Raw genomic sequence first — 20,413 nt, 5'->3', positions numbered from 1 at the left:
CCTACAAAAGTATGTGGCATAAGCTTTATTATGGAACATTCGGATGAGCGTCTCTTTTGCCGCCGCTGTCCGCTTTAATCGGACCAGGCACATCGGTGAATTTTGATGGCAATCTATTTTGCAAGTCGGTTCCCGCTCTGCGCTGCCGGACGGAAACCGCAAGCCGAAGGAGTTTGCGTACGCGCTACTTCACGTCACCGTGAAGGTCGAGAGTTGCTAAGCAATGCCACAGAATTTTCCGAAGCACTTCCTATCGAGCAAAGCCGGGTTTTTGTTACCAAGCTTCTGCTGGTGGGAAACAAAAAGTTCGTGCTCGCTTCGTCACCCTAAGGTGTGAGTGAAATTGACGAACCCAGTCCTTTTGGTCGCAACATCGGTCGCCAGACACTAAGTCCACGGGCCAAGCATTCTTGCATATATCGGTAAACCGGCGTCCTGCGTCTGGCGGTCGTGTCCACGTGGAGCATCAGATGCTCACCAGTAGCCAGCACAAGATCTCGATCGGCGTCGACGACGTATTGATAGATATGCAGCCGTACATCGTCGTACCCGATCATTTCCGTAAAGATCCGAAGCGGAGTGCCCATAAGGCATTCCCTCAGGTTCCGCAAATGTCCCTGCACTGAAAAAAAGCTGTATCCGCTTAACCGATATTCTTCCGTAAAGCCCATAGCACGCAGGAAGTTTTCGCCTGCATCGGCTAAAATTTTATAGTACTGCCACTCAGTCATATGGCCGTTGTAGTCGATCCACTTACCATCTACGACGATTTCGAGTGTCAGGAGCGCATCATTTTGGGGTCGATCGTCAACCGCATCTGCTTCAAACGGCGCCTTCGGCATTTTAGTCAAGCCCCATCAGATCGGCATCCATTTCGATGAATGCGCCTTGGATAACATTGATTTCGGTAACGACGCCGCTTTCATCTGCGGAAATGGATTGCTCCATTTTCATCGACTCCATAATCGCGACTACATCACCGCGATTGATGCGGTCCCCAACCTTGACGCAAACCTCCAGCACCAGGCCAGACAGAGGCGCCTTGATGCCCACGCGGTAGATGGCCGCGTCAGGCTTTTCTTCGACAACATATTTAGTCTGTGGGAGGTCAACTTCTTGTGCGCTGGACTGACCGTCCAGCGCACGCGCCTCTTGTGACAGCCTATCGATTTCGGCATCGATCCAGCGTGTGTGAACGGTGAACTCCTGCTGATAGGCCGTTCTAAATTCATCACGTTGCAAAATTGCGCGGTGCAATGGAATAACACTTTTTATTCCGTCGAGCTCAAGCTCAGCTAAGGCACGAGATGCGCGTTCCAACGCTTGCTGGCGGTCTCGGCCGGTAACGATGAGCTTGCCCACAAGAGAGTCGTAATAAGGTGGGATGGTGTCGCCTTCCGCGTACCCGAAGTCTATACGAACTCCCGGTCCCCCCGGCAGCCGGAGTCGCCGAATTTTGCCGGGAACGGGGCGGAAATCTGCCCATGGATCTTCGGCATTGATCCGGAATTCAATCGAGTGTCCACGAACTGCGACGTCGGTGAACGGCAATGTTTTTCCTTCTGCGATGTCAAACATCTCCCGGATAATGTCCACGCCGGTCACTTCTTCCGTGACCGGGTGTTCGACTTGAACGCGGGTGTTGACCTCCAGGAAGTAGATTCCATTAGCTGTCACAAGGAATTCGCACGTAGCGGCGCCGCGGTAGCCAACCTCCCCTAGAATTCCGACCGAAGCTTTCTTCAACTCATCGATTTGCGCGTTGGAGAGGAAGGGTGCAGGTGCCTCCTCGATGAGCTTCTGCTGCCGGCGTTGCAACGTGCAATCACGTGTTGCCAGAACAGCAACGGTCCCCTTCCAATCAACCAGGCACTGCGTTTCGACATGCCGTGCATTCTCTACATAGACTTCCACAAAACACTCTGGGCGACCGAATGCCAGACCGGCTTCACGCTCTGCTGCGGCCATTTGGGATCCGAGCTCATCAATCGTCCGGACTATGCGCATGCCACGACCGCCACCGCCGTTCTGGGCCTTGATGATAATTGGGAGGCCATGCTTTTCGACAAAGGTTTGAGCTTGCTCAACCGTGATATTACCATCTTCCAGGGACGGCAGAAGCGGCGCACCCACTTTGCGCGCAATTGCGCGGGCTTTCACCTTGTCGCCGAGTTGGCTGATCGCCTCGGCAGGGGGGCCAATCCAGATGAGGCCCGCAGCCTCCACTGCCGCCGCAAACACCTCATTTTCCGACAAGAGGCCGTATCCGGGATGAACCGCATCGGCGCCGCTCTTCTTTGCGATATCAAGGATCGCTTCCTGGTTGAGATATGTCTCGATCGGCGCGTTGCCTTTCAGAGGGAAGATTTCGTCCGCGGAACGAGCGTATAGCGCGTGCATATCTGCCTCGGAGGCGATCGCGACCGATTTGTAGCCGGCATCTTGGCATGCACGTACGATTCGAAGAGCGATTTCACCACGGTTTGCGATCAGTATTTTCTTCATATCAGTCCCCTGGCACTAACGGTCGATGAGAACGGCTGACGAGCGTTTCCAGGTCAACCAAGCCTTTGCATCTATGGGCGGAACGTCAGACTTGGCGCACTCCACCAGCAGTAACTCCCCCCGACTATTGGAGACGGTAACGAGACAACGGCTTCCGAGGAAGAGTTCCTTTTCGATCGTGACCGCAACAGGAGGTACCATGTCGAGCTCGACTTCGTTCGACGTTGCGAGCACAAGGTCTTCCGGTCGCAGAACCAGCGAGAGCGCGCCACAGCTTTGCACGTCGAGCGCGGTCCGGGGATTAAGAGGGATTTTTCCGAACGATGTTTTCGCAGTCGGAACCGCGTCCGCATCCTCCACGATTTCGATAACCTCGATGAGATTGGCCTCACCAAGAAAACGAGCGACAAAGCGGGAATTTGGCCGAAAATAGAGATCGGCCGGAGTGTCGTACTGCAATATCTCCCCGCCATCCATAATCGCGATCTTGTCGGAGAGAATGAACGCCTCTTCCTGGTCGTGGGTGACATATACAGTTGTGATACCGGTGCGCTGCTGGATTTCACGCAACTGGGATCCAAGGAGCTGACGCAGCCGTCGGTCAAGAGCACCCATAGGCTCATCGAGGAGCAGCAACGATGGACGGTAGGCGATTGCACGGCCAATGGCGACACGTTGTTGCTGTCCGCCACTGAGCTCCCCGACGGCGCGTTCGGCGACATGGGGGAGTTCGATAAGCTCGAGAACTTCTTTGACCCGATCGTTTCTCTGCGCGTGCGACCATTTATGTAGCTTGAGCGGGTACTCAATGTTCTGGGCAACCGTCATATGCGGAAAAAGTGCGTAGTTTTGGAAGACGAAGCCGATGTTGCGAGACTGAACCGAGAGCGACGTGACTTCCCTGTTGCCAATGGAAATCGCACCGGAAGTGGGCGTGATCAATCCAGCGATCGCTCTTAGCAGTGTCGTTTTTCCTGATCCAGAGGGACCGAGCAACGTGCAGAACATTCCAGGGGGAATGCTCAGATTTGTCTGCTTCAGTCCATGGTAGCCATTAGGGAAGCGAACCTCGACGGCATTAACATCAACGCCGTTGGCGCCTTTGCCGGACATGCCGACGGGGCTCACGTCGGCTTCTTCCGCGCGCTTTGACATCATGCTTGAGCTCCCCCTATTGCTTTCTGGAAAGAGGAAGCGACCTCGCCCCTCCTCCCCATCATGACACATATCTTACGAGTGCTGCGCGTTTTAGCAAGACAGGTGTTATAAAAAACAGCCGATCGGGCTTGCTATCTGCGATCTTTTTGTTACGCTTGTCTTGCAACGGCCAACTGGGAGGACCGTACTGATGGGGAACATAATGAAGATAACCGTTACAATGGCATGCGCCGCAGCGTTTTACCTGCCCGCGGCGGGATTCGGCTTTACCGCTGACGTACTTCCGGCCGAAGTGAAGGCAAAGGTTTCGGGAGAACTTGTGTGGCATGACGCATCAGGTGGCGCGACCACCAGGGCGCGTGAAGAGACAGTCATCAAGGACTTCGCCGCCGAGACCGGCGTCTCAGTCAAGGGTGATTATAATTCTGATATGACCAAGTTTTTCGCCGCCATTGATAGCGGCGCTTCCATCCCGTGGAGCTTTATCGAGTTCCCCACCAAAGGCGATTTCATCAAGGCCCGTGATGCCGGCTACCTTCAGAAACTCGATCCAAGTGTCGTCGACTTCAGTAAGATCGGCGAAGGTTCGCACGACGAGTACGGGGTGGATGTGCTTCGATACGGTATTGTTTTCACCTACAACTTCGACAAATTCAAAGATGGCGACGCGCCTACCAGCATTACTGACCTCTACGACGTGAAGCGCTTCCCCGGTAAGCGATGCCTGTTCAAATACCCGCAGTTCGGCGGCGTGCTGGAATCTGCCCTGCTCGCTGACGGAGTGTCGAAGGAACAGCTTTATCCGCTCAACCTGGACAAGGCTTTCGCCAAGCTCGATACGATCAAAGCCGAGATATTGTGGTGGTCGAACGGCGATGACGCCATTCGCCTTTTGTCGAGCGGCGAGTGCTCCATGGGTATTGCTTGGTCGGGCCGGGTCTATGGGGCAGTCACGAATGACAAGGCGCCGCTTGCGATCAAGTGGGAAAACTCTCTCTATTCGCAGGCCGTCTATGCAGTCCCGATGGGGGCGCCAAACAGTGACGCGGGTCAGGCCATGATCGCCCATTTCGTGGGAAATATTGACGGTCAGAAGGCGCTCGTGCAGCAGATCACATATACGACAGACATTGCGGGTCTGGATCCTTCGTCGTATGGCAACGATCTTGCGCCGTGGATCGTCGCAGGAGAGAATGCTAACAAGGCGATCGAGGAGAATGCTGCATATTACGCGCAGCACATCACTGAGGTGGTTGACCGCTTCAATCGCTGGGTCGCGTTGAACTAGAAGAAAGACCGGAATGCCTCGCTTGGTGGATCATAACGAACGACGTAAGCAGATATGCGATGTTCTCTTAGATGTTGTGTCCGAGGCTGGGATTGCCGCGGCAACGATAAGAGAGGTTGCAGAGCGATCGGGATGGTCCACCGGCGTGATCGGTCACTATTTCCACAACCGCCAGGACTTGCTTCTGGGGGGACTACGGCGCGCTGCCGAAATTCTTGCCGAACATAACACGCGCGTCTTAAAAACGCTGGAGGGCATGGCTGCTCTCGAACAGATTCTTGAGGGGAGTATCCCGCTAGACAAGCGCCGTCTTGCTCTATGCCGAATTTTCTTCTTTTTCTATGTTGAGGGCATGACCGAGGACGATCTTCGACAGGAGTTGGAAACCTATCTTGTAGGATGGCGAAAGTCGGTGACGCGTGCGATACGAGAAGCACAAGCTCAGGGAGATCTTCCCGCCGAGCTTGAGCCAAAGCGCATTGCGGCGGATCTGGTTGGGCTAGCGGACGGCCTGAGCATTCACTCGTTGCTGGATCCGCGGGTGATGGTCCAGCTACAGGAACACTCTCCAGTTCGTTTTTGGATACGGCGCTTGGCGGCCGGCATACCACCCGGCGACACGAGCGAAAACGCCCAGCCCACAAATTACGCAGTCGTCTAGAGACTACGGCTGCTCATCAGTTGGAACGACCATGTTGAACAACATCGATTCTACCCTCGGGTGGACTGTATCTTCTATTCTCGGTGATTCTGGGCCGCAGGCGCTTCACGATCCCACGAAGCTCGCCCTCGTATGGGAAAATGGAGCGCTCACATACGAGCAACTACGCAACAGGTCGCTCAGGTTGGCAGGCGCGCTCCGCGCCATGGGGCTTGAGACAGGGGACCGCGTCGCATCTCTCCTTTTCAACCGTGGAGAGATCTTTGAGCTCTATTTTGCCTGCGCATATGCCGGCATGACCTTTGTTCCAGTCAGCTTCCGCCTTACTGCAAGTGAAGTCGGAGCGATCATCGAGGACAGTGGAGCGAAGGTAGTTTTCGTGGAAACCGAACTTTCCGAGGTGCTTTCCGGAGCAGCGACGTTCGTTTCCTCTGTCCCTGATATAGTGACCCTCGAGGCGGCTAACGGCGGTTCAGATTACGAGTTGATGGCGGACAGCCATGTGCCATTGCAGATCCCGGTTGCGCACGAGGATCAGATGATCCTCTTCACTTCGGGGACGACCGGCAAGCCGAAAGGCGTCGTGATGCGATCTCATGCAGTCATGTGGTGCGCTATGCAGCAGGTGGCACAGTTCAGAATCACGCGTGACACGGTCATGCTTCTGAACGCGCCCATGTACAACACCGCAGCAATGAACGAAAGCTCGATCCCGACCTTCCTCATGGGCGGAACTGTAGCGATCTTGCCGAGCCGTGGCTGGACCGCGGAGCGTCTTGGCGACTTCGTTGCCAAGTGGAACGTCACGCACGCACTCATTTTCCCGTCCATGTTCCGAACGATGATCGAAGCAGACGATCGCACTCCCCTGCCGCTGACCTCCATGAAATGGTGGTACACTGGGGGCGAGAATTGCCCCCCGGCATTGATTGCAGAGGTCAGGCGACGTTGGTCGCATATACACCTTGCCATCTCCTATGGCTCTACGGAATCCGGCCTTCCCACCCTCATTGAAGGCGGCGACATCGAGCGGCATCCGGGCTCCGTGGGCAGATGTGTGCCGGGTCAATCGATCCGACTTCTCGACGCCGATGGGCAGGACGTACCGATCGGAAATGTCGGAGAGGTGTGGACAGCAGGACCCTCCGTCATGCGCAACTATTGGAACGCAACGCAACTTGACGCGGAAACCGTCCGGGACGGCTGGTTGAAGATCGGCGACCTTGCGAGGATGGACGAGGAAGGCTGGCTGTACATTGTCGGTCGCAGCAAGGATCTAATCATTTCCAAGGGCCAAAACATCTACCCGGCCGAAATCGAGAACGTCATTCGCCAGCACCATGCCGTTCTCGATGTGGCCGTCGTCGGTCTTCCCGACGAAGAGTTCACCGAGGTCGTGTGCGCTGCAATTGTGCTTCGAAAGGATGCTGCTCCCTCGAAGGAGGAAATCATGTCGTTCCTTCTCACGAAGCTCGCGTCATACAAGAAGCCGCGCCACATCCTCTTCGTGGACAGCTTCCCCATTCGCAACGCCACGAAGGTCGACAAAAAGGAACTGGCGGCGATCTGTGCCGACCTGGTGGCCAACTGAGGAGCAACGGATGACGAGAAAAATCACTCCAGAATGGGAAGCGTTGCTTTTCGAGCTTGACCGCCGGCGTGAGATCGCGCTTGCTTCGAGCGGTCCTGAAAGAATTGCCCGAGAGCACAAATACGGTCGCTCCACAGCGCGCGAGCGGATCGCAAAGATCTCCGATCCTGGCAGCTTCCTGGAAATCGGTACGTTTGTTACCACCCCCACCGAAGACGGCTCGCTGCTTGCTTCGACCTTCGTCTGCGGCGTCTGCGAGATTGATGGTCGACCCGTAGCTATCGGCGCAGAAGACTACAGCGTTGAAGGTGGCGGGACTGGTGTCCATCTTGCCCGCTACAAAGGGGGTTGGGGCGGTTTCGTCGAAGAATTTGCACTGGGCTACAAGATCCCGCTGGTAATGCTCATCAATGGTGTTGGCGGGTCAGTCATTTTGCAGGATCAGATCGGCTATCCGGAGCTCCAATCCGCAAATCCGACCTATCCTATGTTCGAGCTCCTCGACCACGTTCCAGTGCTGGCTGCTGTGCTTGGTCCGACCGCCGGCAGTTCGGCGGCGCGTGCCCACATTTCCCATTTCTCGGTGATGACGTCAGACAATGGCTGCCTCTTCGCTGGGGGGCCACCCGTCGTCAAGCAGGCGCTTGGCCTCGACATCGACAAGTTCGCCCTTGGGGGCGTTGCCATACACACACGCGCCTCCGGTCTCATCGACAACCAAGCGGAGAACGAAGATGAGGCCCTTGCACAAGTCAAACAGGTTCTTGCCTACCTGCCTGACAATGTTAGCGCCCGCCCCTCCACCAGGTCAGAATGGCAGGCCAATGATCAAGAGGATCTGCTGACGATCGTTTCACCCACCCTACGGCGCGCCTACGACGTCCATGCGCTGGTCCGCTGCCTCGTGGACCAGGATACGTTCTTCGAAATAGCACCGGACTATGGTCGTTCGCTGCGGACTGGCTTTGCGCGCATAGAGGGTCACACCATAGGCATACTGGCTTCCGACGCACGGTTCGTAGCAGGTTCGCTCGAAGTGCAGTCCTCGCTGAAGCAGGCAAAATTTGTCGAACTTTGCGATCGCTTCCATATCCCGATTGCTTATCTAGTGGATGTTCCCGGCTTCCTCGTTGGACCGAAGGCAGAAGAGGCAGGTGTCCTCAAATTCGGTGCGATGGCGCTTCGCGCGATCCAGCAGGCGAAGGTGCCGGTCATCACCGTTCAGGTCCGCCGGTCCTATGGGCTGGGCGGCGTGGCCACTGGCAGCCGGAACCCGATGAGCATTCGCTTTGTATGGCCGAGTGCAGCCTGGGGTGACATGCCCATCGAAGGCGGCGTTGAAGCCGCCTTCAGGGGGCAGCTTGACGCCGCGCCTCCGGAGCTGCGCGCCGCATTGAAGGCCGAGCTGACAAAACGGTTTGAGGAGCAGACGTCTATCTGGCGCGCGATCGAGAATTTCGGCGCCGAAGAAATGATAGACCCACGTGACACACGCAAGTACCTCGCGCGTCTCGTCAAGCTTGCCTATCGCAAGACCTTGGGTACGTGATGCGATGAGTTATGTTTCCGTCACCTCACCCGCCGGCAGCTCCCACCTTTTGCGAACCTCCGTGGCGCGTTTTGCGCTCCTCATTCCGGCTCTCGTGATCCTTTTGTTTTCGCTTGCCTGGCCGCTTGCGACGATCATTCTGCGCAGTCTTCACGAGAAAGGCCGAACGGGTTTCTCAGATGCGTTCTACTTCGGTCACTACACCGCGATCATTCAGGACGATCTGCTTCGGCAAGTTGCTCTCCACAGTGTGATGCTCGCCTCTGTGTCGATGATCGTTACCGTCGCTCTCGCCTTCCCTGCCGCCTACATTATCTCGCGTCTTTCGCGGCAGATGTCGTCCCTGATGATGATCCTCATTCTCATGCCCTTTTGGGTCTCGATCATCGTCCGGCTATTTGCTTTCACGACGATTCTTGGACAGCAGGGGATTATCAATAGCGTGGCAGGCACGCTGGGAATCGGTCCGTTTCCTCTGCTCTACAACACCTTCGCCACGATTGTCGGGATGGTAGCATATCTGCTCCCCTATCTGATCCTGATCCTGGTGTCCGCGATGATGTCTATCGACACATCGCTCCTGACGGCGGCCCGGACAATGGGAGCGAGCGAACGACGCGTTTTCACGGATATCTATTTCCCGCAGGTTCGTCCGGCTCTGCTCGGCGGCAGCGTTCTGGTTTTCGTGCTTGGCCTCGGTTTCTTTCTGACACCGGCGATACTCGGGGGGCCACACAACCTGACCGTCCCGATCTTCATTCAGCAGCAGGTCCAGAACTACCAGTGGGGCAAGGCCGCCGCGATGGGGATAGTTCTGCTCGTCGTTTCCGTGATTGGCTATATGGTCGCTTTGAAAATCGGCGGACGAGGGATGCTGTCACCAGTTCAACAGGGTTCGCGAGGCGCGGCATCGCGTGATCCGCTCAGGTCGACGCCTGTAACCGTTTTTAGCGTAGCGATCCTGGTCTTTGATCTTGTCATCCTGATTCTTCCATTGTTGGTCGTGATCCCAACATCAGTGACGGAGACGACGCAGATCCAGTTTCCTCCCGTCGGCTTCAGTGCCAAATGGTTCATTGAGGCCTTCACGAGCGCAACATGGATCGAGGCATTCTTCAAGAGTGTACGCGTCGGAATGTTCACCGCGGTTGTCGCTACCCTGTGCGGCCTCGCCCTAGCGCGTGTAGGGACCCGCTCAAGATCGTTGGCGCTGAAGATGTCGATCCAGACGGTGGCGATCATACCTTTGATTGTGCCGGTAATTCTGCTGGGTATCGGCATCTACGACGTACAAGGCAAGCTCGGTTTGCTTGGCACGGATTTCGGACTGGTGCTCGCCCATTCGGTCCTGTGTTTGCCGCTGGCCTTCCTGGTTCTGGCGAACTCGCTGGCGGCCATCGATACCTCGATCGAGCAGGCCGCATGGACGATGGGCGCTAGCAACGCGCGGGCTTTCTGGGGGGTGGTCGTTCCAATTGCCATGCCCGCTATGGTCGGCGCTTTCGTCATCTCCTTCGTGACGTCGTGGGATGAGGCGGTCCTTGCCATGTTCCAGACCGAACTCGATAAAACGCTTCCGGTTACAATCTACTCTTTCCTGAGAAGCGGCATTACACCCGTGGTGTCGGCCGTGGCCACGATTGTGATTGTGCCAGTTATTCTTGGATCAATCCTCATCGCATTTCGATCAATAACAGCCGGTCGCCGTGCAACGAAAGAGAGTACCTAGCACCATGAGCAAAGAACGTTTTCCAAGCGGTGCCGCCGCAATTGTCGGCGCCTTTGAATCTCCGCGCCGAAAAGCACCTGGAATTCACCCCTACCAGATCCATGCCGAAGTCATCGCAGAAGCTTTGGCCGACGCGGGTCTGACGCTTTCCGACGTTGACGGTTTTGCCACAGCCGCGTCGTTTCCATCAGAGGCAGGATGGCAGTTGAATGTCGTTGAAGTCGCAGAATATGTAGGCATCACGCCGTCCTGGATCTGCAGCACGGACATAGGCGGCGCGGCTCCGCTAAGCCACGTCGGCCACGCGGTTGCGGCTATTCACGCTGGCCTCTGCCAAACTGTGGTCATCAGCTATGCATCCTCCGGCCGGTCCTGGCCGCTGCCGGCGACCGACTTCAACACCGGCCAGACCGGCCCCGGTGAATTCGAGGTTCCATACGGTGTCTCGACCATCTCGGCCTATGCACTGGCCGCAACTCGCTACATGCATCAGTACGGCCTTCGACCGGAAGACCTCGCGCAGATCGCCGTTCAGGCGCGGCGCTATGCAAACCTCAATCCTCAGGCCATGTACCGAGATCTGATCTCGGTCGACGATGTCCTCGCTTCACCGATGATATCGACCCCGCTGCGCAAACTCGATTGCTGCGTCGTAAGCGATTCCGGCGGAGCAATCGTCGTTACCTCCAGGGAGCGCGCGCGCCATACCCGAAGGGGCGGACCCTACGTCCTGGGCTTCGGTGAAGCGATCAGCCACGGCCAGATGAACGAAATGCGCGATCTGACGACGACAAGCGCAGAATTCTCCGGCCGTCGCGCATTCGAGACGGCTGGCCTAACTCCAAAAGACATCAAGGTCGCTCAAATCTACGACTCGTTCACCATCACGGTAGCGCTTTCGCTCGAAGCGCTCGGTTTCGTTCCCAAGGGTGAGGTCGGTCATTTTATCGCTGGAGGCGGCATCGCCCCTGGCGGGCGCCTTCCGATAAATACCGATGGCGGCGGGCTTTCGTCCAACCATGCCGGTCGCCGCGGAATGTTTGCAATCATCGAAGCGGTTCGCCAACTACGCGGAGAGAGTCCGGGGTTGCAGTTGGAAAATCCGGAACTTTGTTTGGTGAACGGAACCGGTGGCTGGCTATCGGCCACGTCAACGCTCATCCTGGGAGGAAAGTAATGATCGAGATGACTTCCGTACTTCCGGTGCACAATGCAGTGTCGGAACCTTGGTTCGATGCCGTCAATCGGGACGTTCTTCTCCTCCAGAAGGATCCCGTTTCCGGAAACGTGCAAATGTATCCCCGCGCGCGCGTTGCAGGTTATCCCGACCGCGAGCCGGAGTGGGTCGAAGCGTCCGGCCGGGCGACACTCCATTCCTTCACGCTGGTTCAAAAGTCCGTTCATCGCGAGTTTTCGGATCTGACACCCTTTGTCATCGCCTTAGTCGATCTCGAGGAAGGTGCGCGCATCACCAGTTGGATCGTCGATACGCCCATCGCGAACATCCGCTGCGACATGGCGCTGAAGCTTGTCTTTCGCGAGATCCATCCGGGTCTCAAAATGCCCTGCTTTGTTGAGGTTTGAAAATGGAAATCGTGTTTAAGGATATTGAAGAAGGCGCCGTTTTCGTATCTGCGGGTCGAACCGTGACAGAGGCAGATATCGTTAATTTTGCGGGTCTGAGCGGCGATTTCAATCCCCTTCACATGGATGAAGAGTGGGTTCGCGCGAACACCAAGTTTCCCACGCGAATTGCCCACGGACTGTTGGTTCACTCGATCGGCGAGGGCTTGAACTGCTCGGAACTGACTCACTGGAAAATCCTCGCATTTCTCGAAACCCAACGGCGAATGCTGCTGCCCGTGCTGCCTGGCGACCGAATTTCGCAGAAGTATAGGGTGGCGTCGAAAACGCCAAGTTCGAAGGACGCATCCCGCGGCGTCGTTGAAGTCGAGGTGGCGATCACCAATCAGCGCGGCGAGGTCGTCCAAGAAGGCTACAACAAGTATCTTATCGGAGGGGAAGCCTGAATGCGTGGCTTGAATGGAAAAGTCATCCTCGTGACCGGTGGTGCGCAAGGTATCGGCAAGGCAACGGCCCTCCGCCTTGCAGAAGAAAACGCTGTCTTGGTAGTGGGCGACCGCAACATAGAAGGCGCCGATGCGGTGGCCGCCGAGATCCGCGAATCCGGCGGAAGCGCGAGATCTGTGCAACTGGACGTTTCCAGCAAACAAAGCTGGCAGGACGCCGCGGCCAGAATCACGGAAGACCACGGCGGTCTTGACGGTCTCGTTAACAACGCTGGCGTCACGCGAGACAAATCACTCTTGAAGATGGCTGAGGAAGATTGGGATATTGTCATCGATGTCAATCTGAAGGGGGCATGGCTCGGTTGCCAGGCCATCGTGCCGCTGATGATCGGTCGAAATGGCTGCTCGATTGTAAACCTGTCATCTGAGTCTCGTTGGGGCGCCTTCGGACAGTCGAACTATTCCTCGGCAAAAGCCGGCCTCGTCGGCTTGACCCGAACGGTTGCATTCGAGCAGGCCCGAAACGGCATTCGTGTAAACGCCATTGCTCCCGGCACCACCATGACGCCGATGGTAGAAGCTGTTCCGGACGATGTCCGCAAGGGGTGGTTGGATAACATCCCTCTGAGGCGCGAGGCCCAGCCGGCCGAAATTGCCGCCGCAGTCGCGTTCCTACTCTCTGAAGATGCAAGCTACATTACTGCGCAGATACTTGGTGTGAACGGCGGTTCTGCACTCTGACGGTTATAGCGCAGGCTTGAATTCCTTATCGAGGCGGGCGCAAGGGTGATCCGCAATCGGAGTGGCATCAGCGTTCAGCGGGGTGGACTGCAAAAGCGACCAGACATCCATCTGCATACTCAAAAGGGGGGCTTAAATGGTACCCATCCGGCGAGGACCGCGGTCTGCATGCCGTGGCACCATCACACTTCGGAAACTCCTTATTGGCAAACTGCCCGCGGCTTCAGTGAGGTGTGCGGATGCGGTGCAAGTTGAGAACGGTGTTCCTTTTACTGGTGGGGATGACGGTGTCGGAGAGGACCTTTGCAGGAGCAGTTGAAGCAGTGCGCCCGCGGGAGAAGACGGCAATCTCTGCTGCCGAAATGAAAATTCTCGCAGAGTGCTTTGCGTCTATTCGGCCTGGTGACAGCACTGCCCTTCCACGCGCATCGGCTGAGGTGGTGCAATTCTGCATTGCGTGGAAGGGCTATTCGCAGCGGGCTGCTTCAAACCCTGATCTCAATACCGACTACATCGACGCTCTCGGCGAGTTCTACTCGTCGAGGCCTCGGCGGTATGTGGAGTGTTTGGCAAAGGCAACCGCCTCTTTAGCACCGTGGCAAAAGCAGCAAGTATACGAGGCCAAAGTGTCCGAGCGTGGGAACCGCCTTTATGAGGCAATTGATCGTAGAAGGATTCTGTTTCACGACGAAGGTCCGGCGCGAGAAGTTAATAATTGCCATCAGTATTAGGGAAAGCAATTGCGGGTCACTTACCCGGCGCGTCCGGTTGAAGGGCTCCAACTCCACGGGAGCAATTGCTCCAGCCTGGTGATCGGGGTGTCCGCGATGCGAGCGAGCACGTCGGCGAGCCAGGCCTGCGGATCGACGTCATTGAACTTGGCGCTCATGATCAGTGTCGCCATGAAGGCGGCGCGATCGGCACCACGATCGGAGCCAGCGAAGAGCCATGCCTTCCTGCCGAGAGCGAAGCCACGCAGCGCCCGTTCGGCGGCATTATTCGTCAGGCAGATCCGACCGTCGCCGAGGAAGGACGTGAACCCGTCCCAGCGCTTCAGCATGTAGTCGATCGGCTCAGTGACCGGTGAACTGCGCGACAGCTTTGTTCGCTCAGATCGAAGCCAGGTCTGAAGCTCATCAACGAGGGGACGGCTGTCCTTCTGACGTCGTTGCAGTCGCTCGTTGGCTGAAAGACCATTAACGTCGCGTTCGATGTCGAACAGCGCGTCGATGCGCTTGACCGCCTCGAGCGCGACTGGCGAGATCGCGGCAGCATTCTTTCCGCGTTTGGCATTGGTGGCGATGTCGGCAAGGACGAAGAATTTGCGCCGTGAATGCGCCCAGCACAGCGCTTGCGTCAAAGGAACAGGATCGCGATCCACCTTGAACAGCGGATTGTAGCCGCCATAGGCGTCCGCCTGCAGAATGCCGGTGAAGCTCTTCAGATGGCGTTCGGGATTCTCCTGCCGCCGATCGCGCGAGGCATAATAGAGTGCCGCCGGCGGTGATTGCCCGCCGAACGGCCGGTCATCCCTGACATAGGTCCAGATGCGGCCCGTGTCGGTCTTGCCACGGGCGAGGATCGGCACGGTGGTGTCGTCGCCATGCAGTCGCTCGGCGGCAAGCACATGCGCCTCGATCAGCGCATGCAGCGGCTTCAGCGCCGCGGCACAAGCCCCCACCTGATCGGCCAGTGTCGACAGGCTAAGGTCGATGCCCTCGCGAGCATAGCGTTCGCTCTGCCGGTTCAGCGGCTGATGCTGACCGAACTTCTCAAAAAGGATCATCGCCAACAGGTTCGGCCCCGCAAAGCCGCGCGGCGTCACATGGAAAGGGGCCGGCGGCTGGGCGATCTTCTCGCATTCGCGGCAGGAGAACTTCTCGCGCACGGTCTGGATGACCTTCCACTGGCGCGGGATCACTTCCAGAGTCTCAGTGATGTCTTCGCCCAGTTTCGCCAGCTTGGCAGAACCGCAGCACGGGCAGTTTGATGGTGCGGCAATGACGACGCGTTCGCGCGGCAGGTGGTCCGGAAACGGCTTCTTCGATGGACGCTTGCGTTCGAAGGCTTTGACGCTCGATGATCGTCCCGCCAGCTCCGCACCCAATTCGTCCTGGCTGGCATCAGCTTCCAGCTCTTCGAGCTGTAATTCCATCTGCTCGAGAAGACGGGCTTTGCGTTCTGAGCGGCTGCCATGGATGTCGCGCTTGAGCTTCTCGATCTCCAGCCTCAGCCGTGCGATCAGTGCATCAGAGTGCGAGTTCACCGCCTGGGCTCGGGCGGCGGCCGCCTCTGCTTCACGGCGTGCGGAACGCTCGGCGAGGATCATCGCATGCGCACTGGCAAGGTCGTCGGGAAGCTGATCGGCCGCATCGGTCATGGCGAGATGGAATCATATTCGCCCCCGCCTTTCCAGCCATTTCCGCTATCCAGCCGAGCTCGGACGCCAGGTTTTTTGCGGCATTCGCCAGTCGATGCCTTCGAGCAGATAGCCGAGCTGCGCCGGCGTAATCACCAACGGGCCGTCGGACGCCGACGGCCATAGAAACCGTCCGCGCTCGAGCTTCTTGGTAAACAGGCAGGCACCCTGGCCGTCGTGCCAAATCACCTTTATCACCCCGCCGCTACGGCCGCGGAAGACGAAGAGATGACCGCTCATCGGATCGCGCTTCAACGTCTCCTGCACCATCAGCGACAGGCCAGGAAAACCTCTACGCATGTCGGTATAGCCTGTGGCGAGCCAGACCTTCACACCATTCGGGACCGGGATCATCGCCGCTCCAACACATCGAGGATGCGGGCCAAGTCATCGGTGTCGATGTCACTCTCGACCCGAAGACGCCGGCCGCTGCCAAGCTCGATCGTGACGATGCTTGCCTTCTTGCGCGGCCGGGAGACCGCCGGCGGCTCGGGCGGGACTGCTGGCGCTGGCAGCACTTCGACGACCTCCACTGGAACGAGTTGCGGGACGGACGGCGCGGATACCTGGCAGAGTTCCTTGCGCCAGCGGAAAAGCTGGCTCACATGAATACCGGCCGAGTGCGCGATGTCGGAAACACTGGCCCCCGGCTCAAATGTTGCCGCGACCAGCCGCTCCTTGTCCTCGCGAGACCAGCGCCGACGCCGCTCGACCGACGTGATCACCTCAATCTGATGCTTCGTCATAGGACTACTCCTAGTGTTTGCACTAGGACTTGCAGTCTTCAGCCTACCTCAGCAAGGCGGCCGTCACCGGAGGGGTACCTTAAATGCCCCCCATCTCTGTTGAATTCGGACGATTAGCCGCGGACGCGGTCGCCCTTGGCGTCATACCAGGGCCCGAATTGCACCTCGACGGGATAACGCTTCATGGCAACCTCGACCTCCCAGGTCCCGCTTGTAAGCCAGTCCTTTGTCACGCCTACGTTGTTCGAGACGTAACCAAGACCAAGCGACGCTCCTACGCGATGCCCGTATGCTCCAGACATTATCGATCCGATGATCGTGCCATCCCGCAGGAGCGGCTCGTGATGGAAGAGCATGGGAGCTTCTCCGCCGCTTATGACTTTTACCTGGACCAATCGCTTCCCAACGACCCCCAGTTTTTTCTGGCGGACAAGCGCTTCGCGACCGATAAAGCCGTCCGGCTTGTCCATGGCCACGGCAAAGCCCAAGCCGCTTTCGAAAGGTGTATCCTCTTCGCCTATATCGTGACCCCAGTGACGGTAGCCTTTTTCCATGCGTAGCGAGTTTAGGGCAAAGAAGCCGGCATTCTTGAGACCCACATCCTTCCCCGCTTCAGCAAGAACGTCATAAACGTGCGCAGCCTGTTCGGTAGGGATGTAAAGCTCGTAGCCAAGCTCACCGACGAAGGTCAGTCGGCTTGCCCGGACACGGGCATATCCAAGGTCGATCTCGCGGCTGTAGCCGAACGGAAATGCATCGTTTGAGAAATCATCGGGCGAAACTCGCGACATGAGGTCTCGCGACTTCGGTCCCCAGATGCAGAGCATTGCCAAGCCCGAGGTAATATCGGTGATATGTACGCGGGCATCCGCGGGAACATGGCGCTTGAACCAGGCGTGGTCTCGCCGTTGAGAGACGGCAACCGTGACAATCATAAAGGATTGGTCGCCAAGCCTGGTAATCGTAACGTCTGCCTCGATGCCACCGGCCTCGTTAAGCCATTGGGTATAGACGACGCGGCCGATGTCGACATCGCAGTTGTTCGCGCTTATCCAGTTCAGCGTCTTCAATGCATCGGGACCTTCGACGAGGTATTTGACGAAGCAGCTGTGATCGAAGAGGGACACATTCTCTGCCGTATTGCGGCATTCGGCAGCAACATTCTCGAACCAGCTTGGCTTTGCATACGAATACCGGATGTTGGCTACCTCATCGAGCGTTCCGTAGAAGCCGGGCCGCTCCCAACCGGCAAGCTCTGTCATGAAAGCGCCGGATGCAAGGAGACGATCGTGAAACGGCGAACGGCGAACGCCACGCGCCGTGGTAAACTGACGGCTCGGCCAATGCATGTCGAAGTTCAAACCGAGCGACTCGACGGTCCGTTCCTCGAGGTAACGACGGTTGCGCTGGAAGCTTTGCGTACGCCGAACGTCGACATCGATGAGATCAACCGGCGGGCGGCCGTCACGGATCCACGCTGCGAGGGCCTTGCCCACTCCGCCTGACGAGAGAATGCCGATCGAGTTAAAGCCGGTCGCGCAGAAAAGGCCAGTAACCTCAGGCGTTTCACCCAGCAGGTATCTGTTATCCGGCGTAAAGCTTTCCGGACCATTGAAGAAGAGCTGCATTCCCGTGCGCTCGAGCAACGGCACGCGCACCGTCGCAGCCTCGAGATGCGGACCAATGTGATCGATGTCCTCTGGAAGCGTATCGAAGCAGAAGCTTTCCGAAATCCCCTTTTGACCCCAAGGCTTTGCCACGGGCTCGAAGAAGCCCACGAGGAGCTTGCCTGCATCTTCCTTGTAGTAGGTCCACTCATCAGAAAGGAAAAGGACGGGCAGGTTTTTCGGAAGATCCGGAATTGCTTCGGTGACCACGTAGAAATGCTCGGCCGCATGAAGCGGAATATTTACACCGATGTCTGCCGCAAGATCGCGAGACCACATCCCTCCGCAAATCACAACGGTGCGGGCGTCAATCCTCCCCTTGTCGGTCATCACGCCGACAGCCTTGCCGTTTTCAACGATTATCTGATTGACGAGCAGGTTCTCGATGATGCGGGCTCCGCCCATACGCGCGCCTTTGGTATACGCCATCGTCACGTCAGCCGGGTTCACCTGCCCATCATTCGGAAACCAGAAGCCGCCGACAATTCCGTCGGTGTTGATCGGGTTCCAGCGCTCCTTGATCTGACCGGGGTTCACCGCTTCCACGGGAAGCCCAAAGTTCCGTCCCATCGACGCCCCTCGTGCGAGTTCCTCATAGCGCGCCTCGTTGGTCGCCACACGCAATGAGCCCGACCTACGAAAACCCGTCGCTTGGCCTGTTTCTGCTTCAAGTTGGCCAAACAACTCGCCCGTATACTGAGCCAGCTCGGTCATCTGCCGCGTTGCACGAAGCTGTGTCACCAGACCAGCGGCGTGCCAAGTCGTTCCACTAGTCAGCTGGCGCCGTTCGCAAAGGACAACATCGGTAATTCCCAGCTTTGTCAGATGATACGCGATCGAGCAGCCCGCAATTCCCCCTCCGACGATGACTACGTCGGCCTTAGATGGAATATCCATTCCCTGTTTTCCTTCGTTAGACACAAGCAAATTTTGAGGCTCAAGCACGCATCGCCCATTCTGCCGACGTAAAGTCGCTTGATGGAGGCACCTGCGCATTCGAGGTTTCCCTGGCGTTCTGGCCTCCTGATTGGGGCGGCGAACCCATGGCAAAACATACCACAGTTCAATAATAACTCTACAGAAAATATGCCGGGTTCGTCCACAAAACTGTCGACGCCGCCGGTGTTAGCCGAGCGGTGATAGCGCTCCGGGGGAGAGAATTGGGAAGGCCGAAGTGGCGCCCCCAGCAGGGTTTCTTGTGAACTCTCGCGCACTTCTCCCGGGGCGGGCCAGAAGTGCAAGAACGATTAGCGGGTCCACTTCGTTCTTCGCAGCTCGGATGGAGAGGCAGCGCTGAGCGCGACGCGCTAGAATGTGGGAGGCGTATTGACCCACAGCAACCGACAGGGTCTATCACCCAGCGACTGCCAAGAATGTGCACGATGACTTTCAAAATAAATGGAATCGTTTTGCTGGAGTACAGCGAGCCCCAGTCCTTCGACTTCGATCTCGAAGGTGCCCTCCAGCACTCGAATGAACTCTTCGCCTTCGTGTCGATAAAAGCCCTCGCTGCCGGCCCCTGGCACCAACGTCCACTCTTGGCAGTCCATCATACGCGGTCCTGAAGCGAGTTCTCGAATTTGAATGCCCCTTCCTAGGGAGGGCAATTGGCGGCCCTCTCCGGAGCGCACCACGGCTTTTACGATCTCAACGGGGCTTGCAGTCAACTGGGTTACGGTGACACCGAGTGCTTCCGCAATGGCGCGCAGCAGAGGGACGCTCGCACCACGCGATGTGCGTTCGAGGGTGCTTAATACGGATGCAGACACACTCACTTTCGAGGCTAGCGCTGAAATCGTCATTTTCCGCTGTGTTCGCAGCCGCCGGATCTCCTGCCCCAATCTTGAAGCAGGCTCGTCGGCGGTCGCCTCGTGCTCGCCAATTAGAGCGTCTAGCGACGTCTTGATCGCTGCGAGATTAAGACCTTGGACCGAGCGAAGTCGCACGATCTGGTGGACCCTTGCAAAGTCACTTTCAGAATAGAGACGGTATCCGCTCGGTGTTCGTGCAGGTACGAGCAAACCGTGTTGTTCCCAGAGCCGAAGCGTCGCAGAGGGCACTCCGGTTGCCGCTGACAACTCAGATACTTTATACTGCTTGCTCATTGATTCACTCTGGTCGACAGCCCACATCTGTGCGCAGCAGGATAGGTCATTTCAGCTCATTAGAGCAACCTACGAATACGCTTCGCCAGACGGAATCGGATGTCTTTAGTGACGAGGGGAGGTTTTGCGGCTCAACATCGCAGATTGCTGGATGTTCCTGATCACCGGCTTCTCGCCGGAGTGATTCCTGCGTGAGCTGACACGAAGCCCAACCTCTCGGGGCC

General features: G+C 57.4%; 17 protein-coding genes. 9 read left to right on the top strand and 8 right to left on the bottom strand.

Features of this window, described 5'->3' with window-relative positions:
- Positions 1 to 326: 326 nt before the first annotated feature.
- The 3 genes from ACSQ2W_RS27115 to ACSQ2W_RS27105 are packed head-to-tail and all read right to left on the bottom strand — an operon-like array spanning position 327 to position 3,663.
- Complete coding sequence (locus ACSQ2W_RS27115) at positions 327 to 842, bottom strand: thioesterase family protein (protein WP_436089264.1); 516 nt, start codon at positions 840 to 842, stop codon at positions 327 to 329.
- Position 843: 1 nt separating this feature from the next.
- Positions 844 to 2,505 (bottom strand): acetyl/propionyl/methylcrotonyl-CoA carboxylase subunit alpha, encoded by a 1,662-nt coding sequence (locus ACSQ2W_RS27110; protein ID WP_436089263.1) that lies wholly within the window; start codon positions 2,503 to 2,505, stop codon positions 844 to 846.
- Between the two features lie 15 nt (positions 2,506 to 2,520).
- Positions 2,521 to 3,663: an ABC transporter ATP-binding protein gene (locus tag ACSQ2W_RS27105; RefSeq protein WP_436089262.1), complete on the bottom strand. Its 1,143-nt coding sequence runs from the start codon at positions 3,661 to 3,663 to the stop codon at positions 2,521 to 2,523.
- A 202-nt stretch (positions 3,664 to 3,865) separates the two neighbouring features.
- Here ACSQ2W_RS27105 and ACSQ2W_RS27100 point away from each other — a divergent pair, with 202 nt between their 5' ends.
- The 9 genes from ACSQ2W_RS27100 to ACSQ2W_RS27060 are packed head-to-tail and all read left to right on the top strand — an operon-like array spanning position 3,866 to position 13,252.
- Complete coding sequence (locus tag ACSQ2W_RS27100) at positions 3,866 to 4,951, top strand: extracellular solute-binding protein (protein ID WP_436089261.1); 1,086 nt, start codon at positions 3,866 to 3,868, stop codon at positions 4,949 to 4,951.
- A 13-nt stretch (positions 4,952 to 4,964) separates the two neighbouring features.
- The gene (locus ACSQ2W_RS27095) at positions 4,965 to 5,612 is read left to right on the top strand and encodes a TetR/AcrR family transcriptional regulator (RefSeq protein WP_436089260.1); all 648 of its coding nucleotides are present in this window, start codon (positions 4,965 to 4,967) and stop codon (positions 5,610 to 5,612) included.
- Between the two features lie 31 nt (positions 5,613 to 5,643).
- Positions 5,644 to 7,203 carry a class I adenylate-forming enzyme family protein gene (locus ACSQ2W_RS27090; RefSeq protein ID WP_436089259.1) on the top strand — a complete coding sequence of 520 codons (1,560 nt, stop codon included), beginning with the start codon at positions 5,644 to 5,646 and terminating at the stop codon, positions 7,201 to 7,203.
- A 10-nt stretch (positions 7,204 to 7,213) separates the two neighbouring features.
- The gene (locus ACSQ2W_RS27085) at positions 7,214 to 8,752 is read left to right on the top strand and encodes an acyl-CoA carboxylase subunit beta (protein WP_436089258.1); all 1,539 of its coding nucleotides are present in this window, start codon (positions 7,214 to 7,216) and stop codon (positions 8,750 to 8,752) included.
- A 4-nt stretch (positions 8,753 to 8,756) separates the two neighbouring features.
- Positions 8,757 to 10,481 carry an ABC transporter permease subunit gene (locus ACSQ2W_RS27080; RefSeq protein ID WP_436089257.1) on the top strand — a complete coding sequence of 575 codons (1,725 nt, stop codon included), beginning with the start codon at positions 8,757 to 8,759 and terminating at the stop codon, positions 10,479 to 10,481.
- Positions 10,482 to 10,485: 4 nt separating this feature from the next.
- A complete protein-coding gene (locus ACSQ2W_RS27075) occupies positions 10,486 to 11,658 on the top strand; it encodes an acetyl-CoA acetyltransferase (protein ID WP_436089256.1) in 1,173 nt (390 codons plus the stop codon).
- Positions 11,658 to 12,065, top strand: coding sequence for a Zn-ribbon domain-containing OB-fold protein (locus ACSQ2W_RS27070; RefSeq protein WP_436089255.1), 408 nt, complete (start codon positions 11,658 to 11,660; stop codon positions 12,063 to 12,065). Before ACSQ2W_RS27075 ends, ACSQ2W_RS27070 begins: the two co-directional genes overlap by 1 nt.
- A 2-nt stretch (positions 12,066 to 12,067) precedes the next feature.
- Positions 12,068 to 12,511, top strand: coding sequence for a MaoC family dehydratase (locus tag ACSQ2W_RS27065; RefSeq protein ID WP_436089254.1), 444 nt, complete (start codon positions 12,068 to 12,070; stop codon positions 12,509 to 12,511).
- Positions 12,512 to 13,252 carry an SDR family NAD(P)-dependent oxidoreductase gene (locus ACSQ2W_RS27060; protein ID WP_436089253.1) on the top strand — a complete coding sequence of 247 codons (741 nt, stop codon included), beginning with the start codon at positions 12,512 to 12,514 and terminating at the stop codon, positions 13,250 to 13,252.
- A 751-nt stretch (positions 13,253 to 14,003) separates the two neighbouring features.
- Here the strand turns inward: ACSQ2W_RS27060 and tnpC are convergent.
- The 5 genes from tnpC to ACSQ2W_RS27035 all read right to left on the bottom strand — a co-directional run bounded on the left by tnpC (position 14,004) and on the right by ACSQ2W_RS27035 (position 20,189).
- Positions 14,004 to 15,632: an IS66 family transposase gene (tnpC, locus tag ACSQ2W_RS27055; RefSeq protein WP_436089252.1), complete on the bottom strand. Its 1,629-nt coding sequence runs from the start codon at positions 15,630 to 15,632 to the stop codon at positions 14,004 to 14,006.
- A gap of 45 nt (positions 15,633 to 15,677) precedes the next feature.
- Positions 15,678 to 16,025, bottom strand: a complete 348-nt coding sequence (gene tnpB, locus ACSQ2W_RS27050) for an IS66 family insertion sequence element accessory protein TnpB (RefSeq protein ID WP_436089251.1) — start codon at positions 16,023 to 16,025, stop codon at positions 15,678 to 15,680.
- A complete protein-coding gene (gene tnpA / locus ACSQ2W_RS27045) occupies positions 16,022 to 16,417 on the bottom strand; it encodes an IS66-like element accessory protein TnpA (protein WP_436089250.1) in 396 nt (131 codons plus the stop codon). The genes tnpB and tnpA overlap by 4 nt, the downstream gene beginning before the upstream one ends.
- 113 nt (positions 16,418 to 16,530) lie before the next feature.
- On the bottom strand, positions 16,531 to 18,981 hold the full coding sequence (locus ACSQ2W_RS27040) for a GcvT family protein (protein ID WP_436089249.1): 2,451 nt from the start codon (positions 18,979 to 18,981) through the stop codon (positions 16,531 to 16,533).
- A 410-nt stretch (positions 18,982 to 19,391) separates the two neighbouring features.
- Complete coding sequence (locus ACSQ2W_RS27035; protein WP_436089248.1) at positions 19,392 to 20,189, bottom strand: MerR family transcriptional regulator; 798 nt, start codon at positions 20,187 to 20,189, stop codon at positions 19,392 to 19,394.
- Positions 20,190 to 20,413: the final 224 nt, after the last annotated feature.

The sequence above is a fragment of the Pararhizobium sp. LjRoot255 genome, assembly GCF_964252905.1.
Lineage (GTDB): Bacteria > Pseudomonadota > Alphaproteobacteria > Rhizobiales > Rhizobiaceae > Pararhizobium.
This window is presented reverse-complemented; position numbering and strand designations above follow the sequence as displayed.